Source organism: Edaphobacter bradus, from assembly GCF_025685645.1.
Lineage (GTDB): Bacteria > Acidobacteriota > Terriglobia > Terriglobales > Acidobacteriaceae > Edaphobacter > Edaphobacter bradus.
The window spans coordinates 343,302-364,936 of sequence record NZ_JAGSYF010000004.1 but is presented as its reverse complement, the minus strand read 5'-3'; the positions used below and the strand labels follow the sequence as shown (position 1 = coordinate 364,936).

General features: G+C 59.5%; 23 protein-coding genes. 10 read left to right on the top strand and 13 right to left on the bottom strand.

The genetic code is table 11. The features are described 5' to 3' along the window. Positions 1–106: 106 nt before the first annotated feature. A complete protein-coding gene (locus OHL16_RS16575) occupies positions 107–640 on the top strand; it encodes a hypothetical protein (RefSeq protein WP_263368296.1) in 534 nt (177 codons plus the stop codon). 8 nt (positions 641–648) lie between these two features. Here the strand turns inward: OHL16_RS16575 and OHL16_RS16570 are convergent, their stop codons facing one another. Both OHL16_RS16570 and OHL16_RS16565 read right to left on the bottom strand, forming a co-directional pair. Next, positions 649–2,517 (bottom strand): APC family permease, encoded by a 1,869-nt coding sequence (locus OHL16_RS16570; RefSeq protein WP_263368295.1) that lies wholly within the window; start codon positions 2,515–2,517, stop codon positions 649–651. 68 nt (positions 2,518–2,585) lie between these two features. Next, entirely contained in the window at positions 2,586–4,457 is a 1,872-nt protein-coding gene (locus OHL16_RS16565) for an APC family permease (RefSeq protein WP_263368294.1), read from the bottom strand. 55 nt (positions 4,458–4,512) lie between these two features. Here OHL16_RS16565 and OHL16_RS16560 point away from each other — a divergent pair, with 55 nt between their 5' ends. Both OHL16_RS16560 and OHL16_RS16555 read left to right on the top strand, forming a co-directional pair. After that, on the top strand, positions 4,513–5,079 hold the full coding sequence (locus tag OHL16_RS16560; protein ID WP_263368293.1) for a glutathione peroxidase: 567 nt from the start codon (positions 4,513–4,515) through the stop codon (positions 5,077–5,079). A gap of 177 nt (positions 5,080–5,256) precedes the next feature. Continuing rightward, on the top strand, positions 5,257–7,161 hold the full coding sequence (locus tag OHL16_RS16555) for a M61 family metallopeptidase (RefSeq protein WP_263368292.1): 1,905 nt from the start codon (positions 5,257–5,259) through the stop codon (positions 7,159–7,161). A 223-nt stretch (positions 7,162–7,384) separates the two neighbouring features. Here the strand turns inward: OHL16_RS16555 and OHL16_RS16550 are convergent, their stop codons facing one another. Both OHL16_RS16550 and OHL16_RS16545 read right to left on the bottom strand, forming a co-directional pair. After that, entirely contained in the window at positions 7,385–7,918 is a 534-nt protein-coding gene (locus OHL16_RS16550) for a cupin domain-containing protein (protein WP_263368291.1), read from the bottom strand. 50 nt (positions 7,919–7,968) lie between these two features. Continuing rightward, complete coding sequence (locus OHL16_RS16545) at positions 7,969–8,154, bottom strand: hypothetical protein (RefSeq protein ID WP_263368290.1); 186 nt, start codon at positions 8,152–8,154, stop codon at positions 7,969–7,971. Between the two features lie 390 nt (positions 8,155–8,544). Here OHL16_RS16545 and OHL16_RS16540 point away from each other — a divergent pair, with 390 nt between their 5' ends. Further along, positions 8,545–8,823: a MarR family winged helix-turn-helix transcriptional regulator gene (locus OHL16_RS16540; protein ID WP_263368289.1), complete on the top strand. Its 279-nt coding sequence runs from the start codon at positions 8,545–8,547 to the stop codon at positions 8,821–8,823. Positions 8,824–9,118: 295 nt separating this feature from the next. Here the strand turns inward: OHL16_RS16540 and OHL16_RS16535 are convergent, their stop codons facing one another. Further along, positions 9,119–9,604, bottom strand: a complete 486-nt coding sequence (locus tag OHL16_RS16535) for a lipocalin-like domain-containing protein (protein ID WP_263368288.1) — start codon at positions 9,602–9,604, stop codon at positions 9,119–9,121. A 68-nt stretch (positions 9,605–9,672) separates the two neighbouring features. Next, a complete protein-coding gene (locus tag OHL16_RS16530; protein WP_263368287.1) occupies positions 9,673–10,617 on the bottom strand; it encodes a LysR family transcriptional regulator in 945 nt (314 codons plus the stop codon). Positions 10,618–10,972: 355 nt separating this feature from the next. Between OHL16_RS16530 and OHL16_RS16525 the strand changes: the two genes are divergently transcribed. Further along, on the top strand, positions 10,973–12,070 hold the full coding sequence (locus OHL16_RS16525) for an alpha/beta fold hydrolase (protein WP_263368286.1): 1,098 nt from the start codon (positions 10,973–10,975) through the stop codon (positions 12,068–12,070). A gap of 94 nt (positions 12,071–12,164) precedes the next feature. Next, positions 12,165–13,112: a hypothetical protein gene (locus OHL16_RS16520; protein WP_263368285.1), complete on the top strand. Its 948-nt coding sequence runs from the start codon at positions 12,165–12,167 to the stop codon at positions 13,110–13,112. Here OHL16_RS16520 and OHL16_RS16515 read toward each other — a convergent pair. The 3 genes from OHL16_RS16515 to OHL16_RS16505 are packed head-to-tail and all read right to left on the bottom strand — an operon-like array spanning position 13,098 to position 14,297. Continuing rightward, complete coding sequence (locus tag OHL16_RS16515; RefSeq protein ID WP_263368284.1) at positions 13,098–13,469, bottom strand: MmcQ/YjbR family DNA-binding protein; 372 nt, start codon at positions 13,467–13,469, stop codon at positions 13,098–13,100. The genes OHL16_RS16520 and OHL16_RS16515 overlap by 15 nt on opposite strands. Beyond that, positions 13,469–13,966: an SRPBCC family protein gene (locus OHL16_RS16510; protein WP_263368283.1), complete on the bottom strand. Its 498-nt coding sequence runs from the start codon at positions 13,964–13,966 to the stop codon at positions 13,469–13,471. Before OHL16_RS16510 ends, OHL16_RS16515 begins: the two co-directional genes overlap by 1 nt. After that, entirely contained in the window at positions 13,947–14,297 is a 351-nt protein-coding gene (locus OHL16_RS16505; RefSeq protein ID WP_263368282.1) for an ArsR/SmtB family transcription factor, read from the bottom strand. Before OHL16_RS16505 ends, OHL16_RS16510 begins: the two co-directional genes overlap by 20 nt. 314 nt (positions 14,298–14,611) lie before the next feature. Here OHL16_RS16505 and OHL16_RS16500 point away from each other — a divergent pair, with 314 nt between their 5' ends. Then, positions 14,612–15,310, top strand: a complete 699-nt coding sequence (locus OHL16_RS16500; protein ID WP_263368281.1) for a pentapeptide repeat-containing protein — start codon at positions 14,612–14,614, stop codon at positions 15,308–15,310. A 50-nt stretch (positions 15,311–15,360) separates the two neighbouring features. On the opposite strand, the gene OHL16_RS16495 is transcribed toward OHL16_RS16500, so the two are convergent. Next, positions 15,361–15,699, bottom strand: coding sequence for an ArsR/SmtB family transcription factor (locus OHL16_RS16495; protein WP_263368280.1), 339 nt, complete (start codon positions 15,697–15,699; stop codon positions 15,361–15,363). 88 nt (positions 15,700–15,787) lie between these two features. Here OHL16_RS16495 and OHL16_RS16490 point away from each other — a divergent pair, with 88 nt between their 5' ends. Beyond that, positions 15,788–16,798 carry a zinc-dependent alcohol dehydrogenase family protein gene (locus tag OHL16_RS16490; protein ID WP_263368279.1) on the top strand — a complete coding sequence of 337 codons (1,011 nt, stop codon included), beginning with the start codon at positions 15,788–15,790 and terminating at the stop codon, positions 16,796–16,798. 53 nt (positions 16,799–16,851) lie between these two features. On the opposite strand, the gene OHL16_RS16485 is transcribed toward OHL16_RS16490, so the two are convergent. Continuing rightward, positions 16,852–17,403: a glycine zipper family protein gene (locus tag OHL16_RS16485; RefSeq protein WP_263368278.1), complete on the bottom strand. Its 552-nt coding sequence runs from the start codon at positions 17,401–17,403 to the stop codon at positions 16,852–16,854. Positions 17,404–17,895: 492 nt separating this feature from the next. On the opposite strand from OHL16_RS16485, the gene mnmA reads away from it, so the two are divergent. Beyond that, positions 17,896–19,026 (top strand): tRNA 2-thiouridine(34) synthase MnmA, encoded by a 1,131-nt coding sequence (gene mnmA, locus OHL16_RS16480; protein ID WP_263368277.1) that lies wholly within the window; start codon positions 17,896–17,898, stop codon positions 19,024–19,026. A gap of 30 nt (positions 19,027–19,056) precedes the next feature. Here mnmA and OHL16_RS16475 read toward each other — a convergent pair whose 3' ends face one another. After that, positions 19,057–19,644 (bottom strand): hypothetical protein, encoded by a 588-nt coding sequence (locus OHL16_RS16475; protein ID WP_263368276.1) that lies wholly within the window; start codon positions 19,642–19,644, stop codon positions 19,057–19,059. Between the two features lie 84 nt (positions 19,645–19,728). Then, positions 19,729–20,118: a YtxH domain-containing protein gene (locus OHL16_RS16470; protein WP_263368275.1), complete on the bottom strand. Its 390-nt coding sequence runs from the start codon at positions 20,116–20,118 to the stop codon at positions 19,729–19,731. Between the two features lie 348 nt (positions 20,119–20,466). Between OHL16_RS16470 and OHL16_RS16465 the strand changes: the two genes are divergently transcribed. Beyond that, complete coding sequence (locus OHL16_RS16465) at positions 20,467–21,588, top strand: BON domain-containing protein (RefSeq protein WP_263368274.1); 1,122 nt, start codon at positions 20,467–20,469, stop codon at positions 21,586–21,588. Positions 21,589–21,635 lie beyond the last annotated feature (47 nt).

Sequence of the window (21,635 nt, the reverse complement as noted above, 5' to 3'; positions counted from 1 at the left end):
CTCCTCACGGTGAGCACTGTGATGCGTGTACCAGCGAAGGCACTTATTCCAGTCCTTGCTTGTTGTTAGCCTCTCCAAAGTCCACTAACAACAAGGAAGCTATTTCATGCGCATTCGCTGCCTCGCGCTCGTCGCAGCCTTAGTATTTTCTGTTCAGGCCAAAGCACAGATCGGTCTCTATGGCACAGTCACCAGCGATCACTTCGGAGGAATCAAGCCTCCTTATCCGTACACAGACTCATACGGTTACTGGGCTGTTGGAGGCAGCTTTGGCATCTATGACGATTTCGCCCATGCCGGACCTATCCGTCTCGGGGCAGATCTGCGCGGTAACATCCTCAACTCCAATGGGCACAAACTCAATAGTGGACTCGCTGGCGTCCGTTTTGTCTTCAACCCGGAAGTAATCCCCCTCAGACCTTACGCCCAGGCATCAGTCGGCGTTGGTAGTACTAACTATGGAACCGGCAGCAATATGACTACCGGCTTCCAGTATCAAATCCTTGGTGGTTTGGATTTCACCTTCTTTCCTCGTCTCGATTGGCGAGTTGTCGAAATAGGCGGAGGCGGCCTCCACGCTTCTGGGACTAACTATCCCATCGGGACGGTCAGCACAGGCATAGTCTTCCGCCTTCCCTAGCCTGACCCCTACAGATACCAAGGAATATTCACCACCACGATCCGCTGGTTCCCCTTCAGCAGCAGCAGCAGCTTCAGCACCTGCACGCGCTGATTGTGCAGCAAATTCTCCCACCAGTGCCGAACCACCATCTCCGGCAGCAGCACCGCCACCTTCCGCCCCGGATTCTTCTCCTCAAGGTCGAGGATGTAATCCATCAGCGGGCTGACGACGAACCGGTACGTCGACGGAATCGTAACCAGTTCCGGCACCGACAGCTTCTCGCGTTCGATCGGCGCGAGAATGTTCTCTCCCCACACCTCTTCCAGCCCCTCGGGCTCATCGTCCGAGTGGATGTGCACGACCTTGAGCTCCTTCGACAGCAGCAACCCGAACCGCAGAGCCTTCTCCGAGATCCGGTCCCATCGCGCCATCGGAATCACCACGATCGGCTGCTCCAGGTTCGCAAGGTTCAGCGGAGTCATGTCTTTCATCTCTCGCTTCACCCTGCTGTAATGCCGCTTCACGACCATCATGAGCCCAATCAGCACCGGAACCAGCAGCGCCGTCACCCACGCACCCGCCGCGAACTTCGCGATCAGCACCACAATCGTCGTGATGCCCGTCGCCACTGCGCCGATGCCGTTTACGAACATGTGCCACAACCGACCCCGGTGCTCGTCCATCTTCATCCAGTGCACGACCATCCCGGCCTGCGACAGCGTAAACGCCAGAAACGCGCCAATCGCATACAGCGGAATCAGTTTGTCCGTCACGCCCCCGAAGAGAATCAGAATCACCGCCGTAAATCCGGTGAGCGCGTAGACCCCATGCGAGAACAGCAGCCTCCGCCCGCGCAACGTAAACACATGGGGCAGGTAGTCATGCTGCGCAATTGCCCGCGCCAGTCGCGGAAAGTCCGCGAAAGCCGTATTCGCGCTCAGCGACAGCGCCACCAGCACCGACCCCATCGTCACGTAGTAAAACCACCCGCGTCCGAAGACCGCCGTCGTCAGGATGCTCAACACGCTCTGATAATTGTGCGCATCCGGGTCCATCGCCGTAATGCCATACATCTTCGAGAGCCACGTAATCCCGTACAGCAGCACGATCAGCGTCGCCACGATAATCGACAGTGTCCGCTGCGCCCTCTTCGCCCGAGGCTCGCTGAACGCCATCACCCCGTTCGACACCGCCTCCACGCCCGTCATCGCCGCGCAGCCGCTGGAGAACGTCTTCATCAGCAGCCATATCCCCAGGTACTTCACCGTCTGCACCGCGGGCGGAGGCGGCACCTCCAGCGGAACCGGATGCCCTCCGCTCAGGTACGTCTTGTAGACCCCCACCCCGATCAGCACCAGCAGCGTGCCCACAAACATGAACGTCGGCAGGATGAACGCCGCTCCTGTGTCCTTCACGCCACGCAGGTTCACAATAGCCAGCACCGCAAGAATCAGCAGACACAGCGCCAGCGTATGCGGAATCAGAGACGGCACAGCCGACGTCAGCGCCGTTACGCCCGCCGAGATTCCCACCGCCGCCGTCAGAATGTAATCGATCATCAGAGCAGCGGCTGCCAGCAACCCCGCGCCATTGCCCAGGTTCTCCGTCGCCACCGTGTACGATCCGCCCCCGGTCGGATACGCCGCAATCGTCTGCCGGTAGCTGAAAAACACAATCACCAGCAGAACCAGAATCGCTGTAATCACTGGAACAATGTGCTGGGTTCCGGCGATTCCCATCGGGATCAGCAGCGCCATCGCCGCCTCGGGCCCGTACGCCGCGCTCGTTAGCGCATCCAGCCCGAAGATCGGGATTCCTGCTGCTACGCCGATATGCTCGGCACGTTCCTCGCTGGTCGCAAGAGGCCGTCCAAAAAGAACATTCGTGAATGACATGGTCAGCTTTGATACTACTTCGTCCGCCGACCACATCTCTTATAAAATTCCACTCGGACACCGGCCCGCTACAGGTACCAGGGGATGTTCACCACCACGATCCGCTGGTTCCCCTTCAACAGCAACATCAGCTTCAGCAATTGCACCCTCTGATTGTGCAGCGCATTCTCCCACCAGTGCTTCACCACCATCTCCGGCAGCAGCACCGCAATCTTACGCTCCGGATTGTTCTTCTCCAGCTCGAGGACGTACTCCATCAGCGGATTGACGACAAACCGGTAAGTCGACGGGATCGTCACCAACTCCGGTACCCCCATCTTCCGTTCTCGCAGAGGCCGGGCCACATGCTCCTCCCACCCTGCCGCTATCCCGCCACCCTCATCGGACGAATGCACATGCACCGCCTTGATCTCGCTCGACATCAGCAGCCCGAACCGCAGCGCCTTCTCCGCGATCTTGTTCCACGCCGACATCGGAATCACCACGATCGGCTCTTGCAGGTTGTCAAGATTCACCGGACACGGCTCTGCCATCTCGCTCTTCACCCGCGTGTAGTGCCGCTTCACCGCCGCCATCACGGCAATCAGCGTCGGAATCAGCAGCGCCGTCACCCACGCTCCCGCCGCAAACTTTGCCACCAAAACAACGAGTAGCGTAATCCCCGTAGCGACCGCGCCAAGGCCATTCACAAACATATGCCAGTAGCGCACCTTGTCCTCCGGACCCTGCTTGTACCAGTGCACCACCATCCCGGTCTGCGACATCGTAAACGCCAGAAACGCACCAATCGCATACAGAGGAATCAGGTTGTCCGTCACGCCGCCAAACAGAATCAGCAGGACCGCGGTCAATCCCGTCAGCGCATAGACACCATGCGAGTACAACAACCTTCGGCCTCGTATCAAAAAGACATGCGGCAGATAGTCATTCAACGCAATCATCCGCGTCAGTCGAGGAAAGTCCGCAAACGCCGTATTCGCGCTCAACGCCAACGCCGCCAGCACCGACGCCATCGTCAGCTCATAGAACCATCCCCTCCCAAACACCGCCGACACCAGCATGCTCAGCACGCTCTGATAGCCCGCTGCTACCGGATCAGTCGCCGTGATCCCATACGCCTTCGACAGGTACGCAACCCCCAGCAGCAGCACGATCAGGATCGCGATGATTACCGTCAGCGTCCTCTGCGCGGTCTTCACCCTCGGCTCACCAAATGCCATAACACCGTTCGAAACCGCCTCCACGCCCGTCATCGCCGTGCATCCACTCGAGAAAACCTTGGCCAGCAGCCACCACATCGTCAACTGCACCGTCGCAGGCAACGCATGTGGAGGAGCAACCACCGGAACCGGATTCCCTCCGCTCTGCGACGTGCGCCACACCCCTACCGCCACCATGATCAACAGCGTTCCGATAAATAGCAGCGTCGGAAGCATGAACACCGCGCCCGTATCTCGAACCCCGCGCAAGTTCACAATCACCAGCACCGCGAGAATGATGAGGCACAGCGCCAGCGTGTGCGGTTGCAAACTAGGCACCGCCGAGATCAGCGCGCCCACCCCCGCCGAAATCCCCACCGCCGCCGTCAGCGTATAGTCGATCATCAGAGCCGCAGCCGCCAGCAGCCCTGCGCCATTGCTCAGGTTCTCGCTTGCCACCGTATACGAGCCACCGCCGTTCGGATACGCATAGATCGTCTGCCGGTAGCTGAAGTACACAATCACCAGCAGACACACAATCGCCACGATTACTGGAAGAATGTAGTTGCTGCCCGCCAGCCCCAGCGGAATCAGCAGCGTCATCGCCGCCTCAGGTCCGTACGCCGCGCTCGTCAGAGCATCCAGACCAAACACCGGGATGCCGGCCGCAACGCCAATATGCTCGGCCCGCTCCTCACTCGTCGCTAAAGGCCGGCCGAACAGAAAATCCGTGATCGACATAGGCACCCATCCTACGCATCACCATATAACGAATCCATAGCGATACACTCAGCATATGGCAAACATCTATGACATCCCCGTCAATCGCATCACTGGCGAACCCGCCTCTCTCGGCGACTACCGCGGCAGAGTCCTTCTCGTCGTCAACGTCGCCTCGAAGTGCGGCCTCACGCCCCAGTATGACGCCCTCGAAAAGATCTACGCTCGCTTCAAAGCCAACGGCCTCGTAGTCTGCGGATTCCCTGCCAACGACTTCGGCTCGCAGGAGCCCAGCTCCAACGACGAGATCCAGGCCTTCTGCCGCACCAACTTCTCCGTCGACTTCCCCATGTTCGCCAAGATCGTCGTCACCGGGAGTGAAACCCACGGCCTCTACAACGCCCTCATCGCCGCGCAGCCAAAGGCCATCGGCGACTCCCGCCCAGCCTTCCGCGACAACCTCAACAAATTCCTCGCCACTCACCACAACGGAGCCACCACCAACCCCGAGCCCGGAATCCTCTGGAACTTCGAAAAGTTCCTCATCGATCGCAACGGTAACGTCGTCGCCCGTTTCTCCCCCGAGATCACTCCCGACGACCCCGCCGTCATCGCAGCCATCGAAAAGGCCCTTAACGGGTAGGCTGGCAAGTATCGCGAGACTTCAGAAAAAAGTGTCATCCTGAGCGAAGCGCAGCGGACTCGAAGTGCCTGTCCTGAGCGAGGCCGAAGGAACCTGCGGTTATCACTGCGTCCCCAGCCACCCTTTATCCGTACCACACATAATCAGAACAAACACTGAGAGGAACAATCCCAACTCATGTCTCTTCGCTCTGCTGCTCTCCTGCCGCTCACACTCCTCGCCACCTCCGCTCTCGCGCAAAAGGCTCCCATCCAGATCACCGCTGACCTCTCCGACGCCCCGCGCAGGCTCTACCACGCCGAGATCGACCTCCCGGTAAAGCCCGGCCCGCTCACTCTCATCACCCCCAAGTGGATCCCCGGTAATCACCGCCCCACCGGCCCCGTCGATGAGATCACCGGCGTCGTCTTCACCGCCAACGGCAAGCCCATCCCCTGGCGCCGTGACGACGAAGACCTCTACCAGTTCCACGTCACAGTGCCCGCCGGAGTCACCACGCTCCACGCACACCTCGACTGCATCGTCACCTCGCGCGTCAGCCAGAAGCTCGCCGTCCTCGAGTGGGAGAAGCTCCTCCTCTACCCAGCCAACACGCCCGTCAAAGAGATCCCCGTGCAGCCCTCCGTCATCGTCCCCAAGGGCTGGGGCATCGGCACCGCACTCACACCCACTGACGGTTACGACCCGCAACACCCCATTGGCGGCACCACCCACTACGCCGCCACCACCGTCGAGCAGCTCGAGGACTCCCCCGTCATCACCGGGCAATATTTCCATGAATTCCCCCTCGCCCCCGAGGTCACGCCGAAGCACTACATCGACGTAGTCTCCGACGCCCCCGAGGACTCGAACCTCCGCCCCGCGCTCCTCGTCGAGTTGAACAACCTCGTCCGCGAGACCGGAGCCGCCTACGCCTCGCGCCACTACAACGTCTACCACTTCCTCCTCACACTCTCTGACGTCGCCGGAGGCGAGGGCCTCGAGCACGGCCAATCCTCCGACAACGGAGTCGGCGAAAAGGGCTTCTCCGACGACAACCACCAGCTCGCCGAATCCGACCTCCTCTCTCACGAGTTCACCCACTCCTGGAACGGCAAGTACCGCCGTCCCTACAACCTCTACCAGGACGACTTCGCCAAGATGCAGCAGGGCTCCCTCCTCTGGGTCTACGAAGGCATGACGCACTATCTCGGCAATGTCCTCGCCGCGCGCTCTGGCCTCAAGACCCAGGCGCAGTACCGCGACCAGCTCGCCATCTCTGCCGCCAACCTCGACTACAAGCCCGGGCGCGATTGGCGTAGCACAGAAGACACCGCCATCGCCGCCAGCATCCTCCGCGGAGGCAACCTCGCCTGGTCCAACTGGAAGCGCGGACAGGACTACTACCAGGAAGGCGAGCTCTTCTGGCTCGACGCCGACACTCTCATCCGCAAGCTCACCGACAACAAAAAGTCCCTCACCGACTTCCTTCACATCTTCCTCGCCAAGGGTGGTAACACCGGCCCGCTCATCGTCACGTACAACCGCGACGAGCTCGTCAGCGACCTCAACCAGGTCGTCAAGTACGACTGGGCCACCTTCATCCACGACCGCATCGACAACGTCAACCCCCACGCCGACCTCGACGGCATCGAGCGCGGAGGCTACAAGCTCGTCTTCACCGACAAGCCTAACCTTTCAGAAAAGACCGTGAGTGCAATCGGCGGGTCCCGGTCCTTCATCAACACCTGGTACTCCATCGGTCTCCGCGTCAACCCTGACGGCACGATCTTCGACGTTCGCTGGGGAAGCCCCGCCGACAAGGCCAACATCGCTCCCGGCGCGAAGATCCTCGCCATCAACGGCAACATCTTCTCCCCTGAAGCCCTACGCACCGCCATCAAGGACGCGAAAGGCAAGACCGAACCCATCCACCTCATCCTGCAATCCGACACCTTCGTCACCCTCGCCGACATCGACTACCACGACGGCGAGCGCTATCCCTCGCTCGAGCGAATCCCCAACACCCCGGCCTACCTCGACGACATCACCACTCCTCTAGCCACACCCGAGAAAGCTCCCACCGAGAAGAAACAGGAGTAGCATTCAACCAATACAAAAGGCGCGTCTCACATGAGACGCGCCTTTACCTTTATTGTCGTAATACAAACAACGTCTCGGAACCGTCATTCTGATACCCCAACAACGGTCATCCTACGCAAAGCGAAGAATCCCCGCATTTTGCCTTGAGAGCCCACACTATCCGGGGTGCCCCATCCGTCGCCGCATGATCGCGATGCACCGTACTTCACCTGAATCGGCCTTACTACGCCTCTTTGAGCAGTTCGGTTCGGTACTTCGGAGCCACTTCAATTACTTTCTTCATGAACGCTGCCTCCTGCGCTGCTTCGACCTTCGGAGGCGGAGTGGTGCGTGCCGCAACCGGTGTTCCTATCTCTTTGAAGAACTCCTCCTGGCCTGCCGGCGAGCAGATGCAAAGCATCCTCACCGGCTTCGACGAGGCGTTATGGAATTGGTGAGGAGCGTTCGCTGGAATGTGGACTGTTTCTCCAGCGCGCACAATACGCTTCTCCCCTCGGAAAGTAGCTTGTAGTTCACCGTCGAGAAGAATAAAGGTCTCCTCGAAATCATGACGATGCGGGGGAGGGCCTCCTCCGGGAGGAACATGCATATCGATCAGGGTGAATCGACCTGCAGTGTCCATTCCGGACAGCAGGATCGTGTATGTGTCGGCCACGACTGCGAGATGCAGGGCATTGCTGTTATCCAGGTTTTTAACCACCAGATTCCGTCGTGGGTCGTCGGCCGGAATTGCTACTGTGTTTGATATCGTAGACATTTTCTACTCCTTGTTTGAAATTGCGTTTTGTGAACCCTAACCAACGTGATCTACGCTGCAGCCCACTCCTTTGCTAATTCTTCAGCGAAGCTGCTGTACGTTCTCGGCTGGTGCCCAAGCAACGCGGCAAAGCGCGCCGTCTGGTCCTCCGTGTTGCTGAATCCACGCTCGACGCAACCCTGGAACATGACCCGAAGATCGTAGGCCAGCCAACTCGGACTCCCCGTCTTCCGCATTTGTGCCTCAAAGCCATCGAAGTGTCCGTGTCCGGCGTAAGTGATTTCTTTGCCCAGCAGCTTCGACCATGTGCTGCCGCAGCCGGACCACTCAACATCTCTGACGAAACCAGGTCGTACGTCTTTCCCTTGTGGCCTTCTTCTGCCAGCGATATCGCGGCCGCCTCCGCAATGTCGCGAACATCCACCACAGCTAGACCCTGGTTCCCCGCGGGAATCGTATATACGCCGGGGCCGGTTAACACCGCCTTAAGCCAGCGCTCTTTCTGGGCGAAGTATCCGAGCCGCAGAATCGTATAAGGCATCCCGCCTACACGAATCGCTTCCTCGATGGCGTACTTCGCACCGAAATGCGGCACATCGAGAAACTGATCCGCCCTTGGTCCGAAGGTGGACCTCAACCCCGGATCGGTCAGCGTTGCAGTCGATCGACTGTACAAGAAGGGGTTGGTCAGTCGTGTGGAGAGCGAGAACGATCGCCGCGTTCGCACTGTTTCGATTACGGAGAAGGGACGCCGGGTATTCGTTCCGATCTTCCGCCAACACGCCGCTCTCATCAAACGTGCATTTCAGGATGTCTCGCCCGAGGAACTGAGCCAGATGGAAGAAGTACTGAAGAGAATCGGAAGACGCGCCGAAGAATTGGGCGAACAAGAGGGCCACCGTTAGGGGTGCCCCATCCTTCGCGGCATCATCGCGATGGGTGGTGATGAAACTGTCCACCGGCCATCAGCGAGCGCTACCCGGTTCTCCAGCCCATCGATGGCACGCCTGCCTACCGGGACGACATCATCAAACCCTTAGCCGAAGCAAAATAGGGTGCGCCGTGGATCGCCCATTCATGCACACAGCTTTATCGTGCATGAGTGGGCATCACATCCATCTGGACCAATACATCTAAACCGGTCATTCTGAGCGAAGCGAAGAACCCCGCATTTTGCTCAAACCCGCACTACCGCCCGCCTCAACGTATCCGCCGCAAAACCGTAATCGGAACAGACCCATCCGGCCGAGCCTGCACCCTCCACGAAAGTACATCGCCCTTCAACTCATATGGAGTTGTCCGAGTCGTATCGTCCCAGTTGGGAAATGAAGAGCGGTCCACATGAAACGTAATGATGTGTTTGACCACATCGATCTCGTAACGTCCAAAGTGATCGCTCATCCCCATCACCGCGTCTTTGTACTCCTCCGGCGTTCCCTTCGACTTGTCACCGGCTGCAAACTTCTGCCGGTCTGATCGATAGATCTGTATGGAGTAATAACCATCCGGAGTAAAGAGAATCAGCCCACGCGGCTTCTCTCCATAGTCGGAAACACGAGCGCCATCAGGAAGTAACTTGTCGGCTGCCGTAAGCACCCATGTACCTGCAATCGGAGGCGTCTGTGCGGTGGCCACCAGCGCCACCACCGATAAAACAGCGAGAGTAACGAAAGATCTGAGTTTCATGCGGCTAACTTAGAACGCAATCCACCGCGGCACAATTTGATTGTTTTCACCAAATGGTTGAGCGCAACTCACGCTTTTCTGCGCGGCCCCGCAGAGCTATTCGTAACTCTGTTACGTGCGCCCTTAGAGGTCTTCCCTCGCGGAACCGCAAGCAGTGCCATCCGAATCGCCTCCGCGAGCAGCGCTCCCATCCGATCCATCGCAGCGCCACTGGCGTTCGCTGCCCTCTGCACTGTCACAGGTAGCTGACCAGGACGCGGCAGATCATAGAGCGATACCGCCGACGTAAGCCCTTCAGGAAGATTCAGCCCAGTACGCGCCGTGATACCAACCCCGCCCAGCAGCGCCGCCCACAGACCCTCAACGCTGGGACTCCCTACAGCGATACGATGCGGAATCTTAGCCTCTTCCAGTAGCTGAATCGCGCGTTTGCGAAAGACGCATTGTGGCCCTAGAGCAGCCAGCGGCAAAGGCTGATCCAACGGCGGCGCAAAAGTTGAAGATGCGATCCAGACGATATCCAGCTGGCCCACTGTCTCTGCCGCAGGCCGATCATCCTGGCCGATCACGACAGCAAGATCAATCTGCGAGGCTTCAATGGCATCGGCAAGCGCTCCATTGCCTTCAATCCGCAACTCAATCTGCATACGAGGATAGAGCGATGAAAAATGCGACAGCACCGAAGGCAGAATCCCGGCAAAGTCCTGCGTACATCCCACGCGAATGTGCCCCGCAACATTCTCCCCCTGCATCGCATCCAGCAGCTCATCATTCAGCGTCAGTATTCGCCGCGCATACGTAAGCGCAAGCACTCCCGCCTCAGTAAGCACCAGCCCACGGCCGCGCTTGCGAAACAGAGTCGTTTCCAAATCAGTCTGCAGCCGTTTCATCTGCAGACTGATCGCAGAGGGCGTCCTCCCCAACTGCTCAGCTGCCTGCGCAAGACTGCCCGTGTCATGAACAACAGCAAACGTCCGCAGCGTATCGAGGTCGAGGTTGATCCGTATCGGCATGGAATGCGTAGTGTAGACGAACCAACCCTACAACTCCTCCCGACCCCGTGGTCGGGTCCTGCAATATAGACATATCGGCCGACTCCTCTGACGAAAGCGAATTGGATGCGGAACTCCATCTTCTTCAGAACCCTTCCAACCTGAATGTCTTCCCTCTGATTTCCACGCCAAAATCCTTGACACGACTGATAACCTTAAAGCAGGAGCAAAGAGAAGCCCGGCGTTCAGCCGGGCTTTCTGCTTCTCTACGGAATGACATAAGATGTGCATCACGAAGTCCGGACTTAACATATCTGTTTAGAAGACTTTGCACGAAAAAGTACGGGGGAGGGGTACCACCGGCATGAACCGAACGATGCAACGCAGACAATTCACGAAGCTCGCCGTCGTCCTCTCCATCTCCCTCACCGCACTCGCGCAGATCACTCCCGCACCGGCCACAAAGTGGCCCATCAAAGACAACGTCTACGTCATTAAGAACTTCCGCTTCGGCACCGGCGAAACCCTGCCCGAACTCACCCTCCACTACCTCACGCTCGGCAGCCCACACCACAACTCCGCCGGCCACGTCGACAACGCCATCCTCCTGCTCCACGGCACCGGAGGCAATCGCTACACCCTCCTCAACCCCGTCTTCTCCGACGTCCTCTTCGGCCCTGGCCAGCCCTTCGACATCACCAAATACTTCCTCATCCTCCCCGACGACATCGGCCAGGGCGACTCCTCCAAGCCCTCCGACGGCCTCCACATGAAGTTCCCCCAGTACGACTACGACGACATGGTCCGCTCGCAATACATCATGCTCACCGAAGGCATGCGCGTCGACCACCTCCGCCTCATCCTCGGAACCTCCATGGGCTGCATGCAGTCCTGGGTCTGGGGCGAAGCCTACCCACACTTCATGGACGCCCTCGCGCCCTTCGCCTGCTACCCAACCGAACTCGCCGGCCGCAACCGCATGACCCGCTACATCGCCATCGAGAGCATCAAGAACGACCCCGCGTGGAAGAACGGCGACTACACAACCGAACCCACCGAAGGCCTCCGTGGAGCTGAAGCCATGCTCCTCGTCATGGGCTCAGCCCCGCTCCAGATGCAGAAGAACTACCCCACCCGCGCCCAGGCCGAAAAGTACGTCGACGACTACATGGCCCGCACCCTCAAAGTCACCGACGCCAACAACCTCATCTACTACGTCAACGCCTCGCGCAACTACAACCCCGAGCCCAAACTCTCGCAGCTAGTCGCACCCGCCCTCTGGATTAACTCCGCCGACGACTTCATCAACCCGCCCGAACTCGACATCGCCAAGCGCGTCCTTCCCAGGATGCCGCACACAAAATTCATCCTCATCCCCATCTCCGACGCCACCCGAGGCCACGGAACCCATACCGTCGCCGCAGTCTGGAAGGACTACCTCATAGAATTCATGCGCGAGACCGAACCCAAATAGTCATTCGCATTAGCAACAGCCGCACGATTTGTGACCTCCTCTCACTCCGCAGCATCGAATCTCCAGCAGTGAATGGCATTGCTGGGAGGACCTGTTGCTTACTCGCCGCCGCCTGCTCTACGCAGGCCTCTCCCTTGCTACATCCGCTTCTTTTGAGGCCGCCTTTCCGGCACCGTGGCGCCGGGACGTAGCCTTCTCCCAAACCCTCACCGTCGGCGGCGCGACGATCCGGATCGGGATCGGACGCGGTGACCTTGCTCACGATGCCATCATTCTCTGGGTTCGTCGTGCTGCAGAAGCTGTCGCGCACTACTACTCGCGCTTCCCAATCTCCTCCGCGTGCGTCCTCGTCCTGCCGTCTTCCGGAAGTGGCATTCACGACGGAACCACTTGGGGCAACGTAGGCGGCTCACCCGCCTTCACCCGCATCCGCGTCGGCGACCAGACAACCCAGAAGCAGCTCGACGACGACTGGATAATGACACACGAGCTCCTTCACACCGGCCTACCCTCGCTCCCGGACCAGAACCACTGGCTCGAAGAAGGCACCGCCGTTTACGTCGAGCCCATCGCCCGCGTACAGGCTGGCCAACTTGATCAGGAAGCCGTCTGGGCCGACATGATCCGCAACATGCCGCAGGGCAATCCCGCCAACGGCGACCAGGGCCTCGACCGCACCCACACCTGGGCGCGCACCTACTGGGGAGGCGCAGGCTTCTGCCTCCTCGCCGACGTCGAACTCCGCAAGCAGACCAGCAACCGCAAAGGCCTCCAGGACGCTCTCCGCGCCATCGCAGCGGCAGGTGGCAACATCTCCCACGACTGGCCGATTGAGCGCACCCTGCAAGTAGCCGATAACGCCACCGCGACCCACAGCCTCACGCAGCTCTACAGCCGTATGAGCAGCAACCCCGTCCCCATCGACTTCAACTCGCTATGGACCCAACTCGGCGTCACACCAACAGGCAGCAATACCGTTACCTTCGACGCAAAAGCCCCTCTAGCGGACATCCGGAAAGCCATCTTCTCACCGCTCGCCTGAGACAAACCACTTCGCCTCACGAAACAACCCCAACTCACCCCGCCACCCACGAGCCCCACACTCCACCACAACCCACTCCTTCATCACTCGCTTCCCCATTACCAGCGCCTCAAACCCACGCTCCTCCGCCAACTCCTTCACCAGCTCGGCAGGCAGCTTCAAAGCAACCGCATCCTCCCCACGCGTGAACCCAAACACCTTCCCACCCACCGAGAACGAAAGATTCCCAAACTTCTCCTGCACCCCAATCCCCGGTAACTCCTGCCGCAGCAAAACAGCAAGCTCGCGAGCGGCCTCCGAAGAAGCAGCCTTCTGCCTCCTCTGAACCGATCGCGAGCCTGCCTTCTTCATCGCCATCAGACCTTCTCAAAAAACTCCTGCAGCTTAGGCACAACGATGCTCCAGCCCGCAAGATGCCGGTCGCGCGACTCCACCGTCAGGAAGCGCTCATGCGTCAACGTCAGTTCCGTCCCGTCCTCAACATCCTTCAGCTCAATCGTCACAAGCGACTCTTCATCCGGATTCGCAGGACTCTTCCACGTAAACGCCAGAACATCATACGGCTCAACCCGCGTGTACCGCCCCGTCACCGCATGCACTCTGTTCGTATCCGGCAGCCCCTCCTCGCCGCATCCGCCAGTCATCGCCAGCCGCCACGCTCCTCCCTCGCGCGCGTCCAGACTCGCGTCAGTAACTCGACTCGTCCCTGGCGCAAACCACAACCGAATCGTCTCAGGCCGGGTCCATGCATCGAACACCCGCTGCCGGCTCGCCTTGATCACTCGCTTTACCTCAAGCTTCAGGTTCTCCTTCGACTCACTCTTTGCCTGCATCTCAACCACGCTTGTCGCCATCGCCTTCTCCTTCTTCCAGGTAACTCTGGAGAGCGTCGATCCGCTCGTTCCAGAACTTTTCGTAGAAGGCCAGCCACTCCTCCGCTGGCCTCAGGCTCTTCGCATTCAACCGAACGATCTGAAAACTTCCCCTCCGCCGCCGCGCAATCAACTCCGCCTCCTCCAGCACCTTCAGGTGCTTCGAGACAGCTGCAAGCGACATCGCATAAGGCCTCGCCACCTCACCCACCGTCTTCTCCTTCGCCGCAACGTCACGCAGGATCGCTCGCCGCGTCGAGTCCGACAATGCATGAAAGATAGCGTCTAACCGTAATGCATTCGACTTAACCATTTGGTTGAATATAACTCTCAGGGAATAAAACTGTCAACCACATGGTTAAATAGGTTTAGAAGCTACGTGAGAGCTTGCTCGCCAAGGAAATCCTGTTGCGAACGAAAGAATTCTTGGCAAAATCTCAACCATAAATAAATCTGTTGGCCGCGCCTCCTAGTCGCAGTCATATCCATCACTCCAGTTGCTCACCCAGCAGCCCAGAAATCGCGGCTTCAAATTTCGACAGGAGTACCGTTAGTTCCACCCATCGAAAGGAAAATCCAATGATTCTGCATCAACCGAGGAAGCGGCCAGCAAGCTGGAACAACCTTATGAGTCGTGGAAGACCCCGTTGGATTGTTCCGTTCATTGCATTTGAATGGATGTGGGAGTGGGTTGCCTTTCTTTTGAGCAAATGGAGTTTTCTGGAAGTTCTCGAATACCTTGGAAGCTTCTCGATGCTGGTGGCGGTCATCTTCTACTTCAGCGAGTCCGGCAACCGCATCAAGCAGCGACACTATCAGGCCTGGCAGGTCATCAACACGGCGCAAGGCAAAGGCGGCAGCGGCGGCCGCATCGAGGCACTGCAGGAACTGAACGCAGACAAAGTCCCCCTCGTAGGAGTCGACGTGTCGTCTGCATTCCTGCAAGGTCTGAAACTTGAGCACGCGAATCTTCTGCGAGCCGACTTCAGCGCAGCCGATCTGCGTGGCAGCGATCTCGAATCCGCAGACTTCACCAGCGCCGATCTGCATTCCGCGAACTTCCGCGGAAGCAATCTCGAAAATGCGTCCTTCGAGGACGCTGACATGAAAGGTGCTGATTTATCGGGAGCCAATCTCTCCGGCGCCAATCTCGACGGTGCGGATCTCAGCAATGCGGATCTGACTGATGCCGACCTGCGAAACATTCGATGGAAGGGACTGAGGAACATCAAAGGTGCAAACATCGCCGAAGTAAAAAATGCGCCGGATGGATTCGTCGAGTGGGCGCTCAAAGAGGGCGCAGTGCAGACAAACAAGGATCAATAACGGATCAATAACCACAGGCCAATAAAAAGCGCCAATCTCCTCGCCGGTTCTCAACTCACCGGAGCACGCCTCTTCTTCGCATTGTTCCCATCCTCCAGCACCGCCCCCAGCAGCCCAGGAAACCGAGCATCCAAATCCTCCCGCCGCAACGTATTCAGCAGCGTCTTTCCATCCTTCCGCGTCGACACCACACCCGACTCACGCAGCACGCGAAAATGATGCGACAACGACGACTTCGGCCGATCCACCTCGAACACGCCGCAAGCCTGCTCCCCGCGCTCCGCTAGTTGACGCACAATTCCCAGCCGTACTTCATCGCTCAGCGCATACAGAATCGCCGTCAGCAGCAACTCCTTCCTTTCAGGCTCCTTCGGCAGAAATATCGGCATAGTCCCTTCCCTCAGCTTGACAAAGAGTCTTGCCCTTCGGCATAGTTCGATTTTATTCGAACTATTCTGAATTGCAGAAGGTGCTTCCATGAAGGCATGGCAACTCACTGGCTTCGGTCTCGATCACCTCGTCCTCAACGACATTCCCAAGCCCGAGCCCGGTCCCGACGAAGTCCTCGTCCGCGTCTCCGCTGTCTCGCTCAACTACCGCGACAAGCTCCTCTGCGACGGCAAGTACAACCCGCATCTTGAACTCCCCATCACCCAGGTCGCCGATGCCGTCGGTGAAGTCGTCGCCCTCGGCACAGGAGTCACCCGCTTCCGCCCTGGCGACCGCGTCGTCACCAACTACTGCACCCGCTGGATCGACGGCCAACCCACGAGTAAGGAGACTCTCTACTCCCTCGGCAACACCCTACCCGGCGCGCTTGCTGAATTCCTCGCCCTCACCGAAGACGCACTCGCCGCAGCTCCCGCCTACCTCACCGATGAAGAGGCCGCAGCCCTCCCCTGCGCCGCCCTCACCGCCTGGTACGCTCTCGTCGAAAAGGGCCAGCTCCACGCAGGACAAACCGTCCTCATCCAGGGAACCGGCGGCGTCTCGCTCTTCGGCCTCCAAATCGCCGCCGCCCTCGGCGCAACAGTCATTGTCACCTCATCCAGCGACGAAAAACTCGCCCGGGTCAAAGCCCTCGGAGCAACCCACACCATCAACTACTCCCGCACTCCGAACTGGGAGAACGAAGCCCTCGCCCTCACCGGCAAACAAGGTGTCGACCACATCCTCGAAGTCGTCGGCGGCAAAAACCTTGCGCAGTCCATCGAGGCCCTCAAACCCGGCGGCCAGATCTCCATCATCGGAATCCTGGACGGCTTCGACTCAACCATCGCCCTCTTCTCCCTCATCAAAAAGCAGGCCGTCCTTCGCGGAATCTCCGTCGGTCCCCGCCGCGCCCTGGAAGACATGCTCCGCAAATTCGACGAGCTCAAACTCCGCCCTTTCATCGACAGCGTCTACGCTTTCAATGACGCACGTGCGGCCTACGACCGCCTGGAAAAAGGAGCCTTCGGCAAAATTGTTATCCGCGTCCGCGACTGAACCCTCAGGATTCTCGCCCGGCAATTCCCGTAGAGCGCTCGCATCGCGTTATCTCACTGGACCGAATAGCCGCGGGCATCCATGCATGCCGAAAACGCGCGCTTGAAGGTGTCCAATGAAGCCTGGTGCTGAGCGGTAGCCTGAGCCTGCGCTTGTTGCTGGGCTTGCTGTGCTTGCTGCTCCGCTGCCTTGTTGGCTTTCTTCTGGGCGCGCCGTCCCGCCACCGCTCCCGCAGTTGCGCCAACCGCAGCACCTGTCCCGGCATCGCCGGCAATTGCGCCAATAGCAGCTCCCCCTGCCGCGCCCTTCGCAGACCCTTTTACGGCTCCTCCCTTCGGGGCTCCTTTGCTCTCTTGTGCGGCCTGGGTCGACGCTGGAGCAGCCGGAGCCTGAGGATCCACTCCGGAATTCTGCTTCGCCGAGGCATAGCAATCGGTCTCGTCTTTCTGTTGCTGCTCTGCACTTTGCTTCGACTTCGGATAGACATACATCCCGACGCTCTTCGCCGGAGACGAAGTTGGAGATGGGGTAGCAGTCGGGGGATTCTGTGTAGCAGCAAACAACGGCAACACGGCCGCAACCGAGATAGTCACAAGAATTCTCATAGGACTTTCTCCTTTGAGAATTGATTGTCCGCCAAATCGACAGCCGCTTCCACTGGCTTAGATATCAGTGATCTTGCAGATCCGCCCCCACAGTCCTTCTTCGCTGTCTGCCCTCCTGCGCTCTTTCACCAAGAATCTTGTCAAGACCCAAAACCACCTAAGTCATTCAAAATAAACCTGATCGAATTGGCAGAACATCCTGTCCAATTTGTTATAATGGAACTAGTTGAAAGCAACCGGAGCCCCGGCCAGTCCGGGGCTCGAATATTTTTGCAACAACCTTTTTATTTTGAATACTTTGCATTTCGCTCTGTCTGAATTTATCTGGCGTCAAAGGTTTGGCATCGAAACTGCGCTGAAGGTCCGGACTTAACATTTGCGTTTTGAATACTTTGCACAAAAACGGGGGGAGGGGTACCTCTTCAGCTCAGCCATCTTCTAACGAACGAATTGAATGAGAAAATAGAACTTGCAAGCGGACTCGCTCAACCCATGCCGACAGAGCTCAACAACACGATCGCCGTAGCCATGTCTGGAGGAGTCGACTCCTCCACCGTTGCGGCCATCCTGCGTGCTCAGGGCCATAACCTCGTCGGCCTGACCCTCCAGCTCTGGAACCAGCGCCGCCTCGCCGGACATGAGGGAATGCCCGAGTCCGTTCAGGGCCGCTGCTGCTCCCTCGACGACGTCTACGACGCCCGCGCCGTAGCCGAGCAGCTCGGAATCCCCTACTACGTCGTCAACCAGCAGGAGCGTTTCGAGGCAGATGTGGTGAAGCCCTTCGTCAGCGAGTACCTCGCGGGACGCACGCCCATCCCCTGCACCCTCTGCAACAACCACCTCAAGTTCGATCAGCTGCTGCTCACCGCCCGCCAGATCGGCGCTGACCGCATCGCCACCGGCCACTACGCGCGCAACCGCTTCGACGCCGCTCGCAACCGCTGGATTCTCTCGCGCCCCGCCGACCACACTAAGGACCAAACGTATTTCCTGTTTGGTCTGACTCAAGACCAGCTCTCACGAACTCTCTTCCCTCTCGGCGAGATGGAGAAGCCGCAGGTCCGCCAGATCGCCTCCGACTCCGGTCTCTACGTCGCCAACAAGCCCGACTCGCAGGAGATCTGCTTCATCCCCGGCGGCGACTACAACCTCTTCCTCAAGGCCTACCTCGAGGAGCAGAACGAGCCCATGCCCGACCTCTCCGGAGAACTCGTCACCACCACCGGCGAAGTCATCGGCCACCATCAGGGTATCCACAGCTTCACCGTTGGCCAGCGCAAGGGGCTCGGCCTCACCAGCCACAACCCGCTCTACGTCCTCGCCATCCACCCGGACTCCCACCAGGTCACCGTAGGCACCGACGACGATCTCCTCTCCAACGAGCTCATCGCCGACCGCCTCAACTGGATCTCCATCCCCGATCTCGCGCAGCGCGAATCGCTCCGCATCACCGCAAAGATCCGTCACCGCCACACGCCCGCCCCCGCTACGCTCACTGGCGCAGGCAACGGCCGCGTCCGCGCCATCTTCGACGAGCCGCAGCGAGCCATCACCCCCGGCCAGGCCGCCGTCTTCTATCAGGAAGACGAGGTCGTCGGAGGCGGCTGGATCACCGCAGCATAATTTTTCTTCGCTTCAGACGAAACGATCGGCTCAATAACCGATGCTCTCGTCCTTGTAGTCAGCGGGCTCGCGTCCGTTGCGCTCGTGTGAGCGCTTTCCGCTGCCAACCCACGAGTCGATGCCAGCCTTCAACCCGGCCATCAGGCCGTTGAACTCGCGCACCGGAACCTGCACGCCCTTCTGCACCGCAGACGCAACATTCGCAGTCGTATCCAGCACGGACGTCACCATATCGTCCACTCTGGCCACCTGCGCTCGTGTCTTCGAGTTCACGTCTGTGATCGTCGAGTCGAACTCCTGTGCCTTGGCGCGCACGACATGGCTCGTCTCAACCAGATTGTCTGTGATGACCCTCACCTTCGGGTGAAGATCATGGACAACATGGTGCGCCGTATCGATCATCGGCAGCACCTTCGTGCGAGCCTCTTCGACGACCTCCAGCAGCCGCTTGCCCATCCTCGCAGCTCCAATCGCCGCCACGACGAGCACAATCGCCTGCGTCAGCATCGCCAGCGCGACAAGGCCGACAAAGATCATCAGCAGCCGCGAGTTGCCCGACGAGATCGAACCGGCGTCCTGAAGCCACATTCCCGACAAAACGATCAGAGTCGCATCCATGCAGCCTCTCTCCTGACAAAAGCTTCACAAACAGAACAGAGCCCGGAGCCTCACGCCGCCGGGCTCTCGCCTCAAGCCAAACGCCTACGATTGAGTCTCGCGCGTGGCGCTCACATAGGCTTCCTTGCCTGCGTCAATCGCGGCCGAAACCTTGCCCTGCTGCTCCTGCACCAGTCCCTTGCCGCGCTCGACATACTGCGACCACTGCGTGCGACCGCGCTCATAATAGTCTTTGCCGCGGTCCACATAATCGTTGAGCTGCTGCCTGCCCTGCTCGGCGTACTCCGCAGCCCGGTCTTTGCCCTGCTGGGCCAGCACAGCGGCCCTCTCCTTGGCGTCGAGCGCGCTGGCCTTCAGGTCCTCGCGCGTCTCTTTGCCGGCCTTAGGTGCGTAAAGCACGCCCGCCAGCGCCCCGAGTCCCAGCCCTGCAAGAAACCATCCCAATCCGCTAGATCCACTGTCTCTGTCCGACATGCTCACTCTCCTCTTTCCTGGTACTTCGTTCAGATGCGCGCGGGGGCGAATGCAGAACGCCTTCACTCTCCGCGCTTATAACTCAAACGCCTTCAATTCGATTGACGATGAGAGGTATGAAAGAGTACCACGACGCCTTGATCGAGCATACTCTTCCGCCCACATCCTCATCGCCACAGAGGCTGTCTAAAGTGGATGCCCCTGAAGTCCTTTAGGTTGCGCGCATTTGCACCCATCAGGCCCCTTCTTGCGTCCTATTAGACGTCCACCCCAAAGCCTTGCATTCGAAGCAAGCGGTTTGAGGTACAGTGTTCGCAGAGACAGTGTTCGCCGGAGAAAGAGATCACCATGGATAACCATCGTTTAGGCCTGACATCACGTTCCTTCGTAGCCATCACAGCCCTTGCGCTCGCGCTCTCTGTGTCCGGCTGCAAGAGCTCAACCTCCCCCACTCCCCCCACTGACGCGACCATGAGCTCTGGCCTTCAGAGCCGCATCTCTGGCGACAGCGCGCTCAGCAGCGAATCGATCCAGTCCTCCGTTCAGAACGGCGTCGCCACCCTCAACGGCACCGTCAGCAGCGAGGCTGCCCGCTCGCTCGCCGCGGCTGACGCCTCCCAGGTCCCAGGCGTAAAGACCGTGGTCAACGACCTCACGGTCCAGGCGCCCACTCCCGCTCCCGTAGCGGCTGTCGCTCCCGCACCGGAACCGGCAACTCCCGCGAAGCAGCCGAAGGCCCCGAAACCAGTAGCGAGCAGGCCAGAGCGCTCCCCCGCCCCAGCTCCGATTGAGCACACGCCTGTTGTCGCGGCAGCGCCACCGCCGCCAGCGCCCGCTGCTCCGGCACCTCCTCCGCCGCCGGCCTTCAAGAACGTCACAATCCCTGCAGGAACAGTCATTCCCGTCCGCATCACGCAGACGCTTGACAGTGCGACGGCGCAGGTTGGCCAGTCCTTCTCCGGAACCGTCGCCACCGACATCATGGCGGACGGTCTCGTGGCCATCCGTCAGGGCACCACAGTCTCCGGACGCGTCTCCGCTGCGCAGGAGGCTGCTCACTACAAGGGCAACTCCCTGCTGACCATCGAGCTCGTCAGCATCAACCGCCACGGCGATTCTCTCGCCGTCTCCACCGAACCCTATAGCGTTCAGGGTAAGGGACGCGGCAAGAACACCGCTGAGAAGGTCGGCGGCGGCGCGGCCGTAGGCGCTATCCTCGGCGGAATCCTCGGTGGCGGCAAAGGCGCGGCCATCGGCGCAGCAGCCGGAGGCGGCGTCGGAGCCGGAGCCAATACCATCACTCGAGGAGAGCAGGTTCAGATCGCCTCCGAGAGCCTTGTCAACTTCCACCTGACCAACACGCTGGCTGTTCGGGCCTCTACCTCGAGCACACTCAGCACAACTGGAAACTCCACCGGCCAGCGGCGTCCCTTGACCCCGGCGGACGCTCCTCAGGACCAACCGCAGTAATTCGTCCTGCGGTGCAAACATCTCGCTCTGCGGCAGCCTGACCTCGA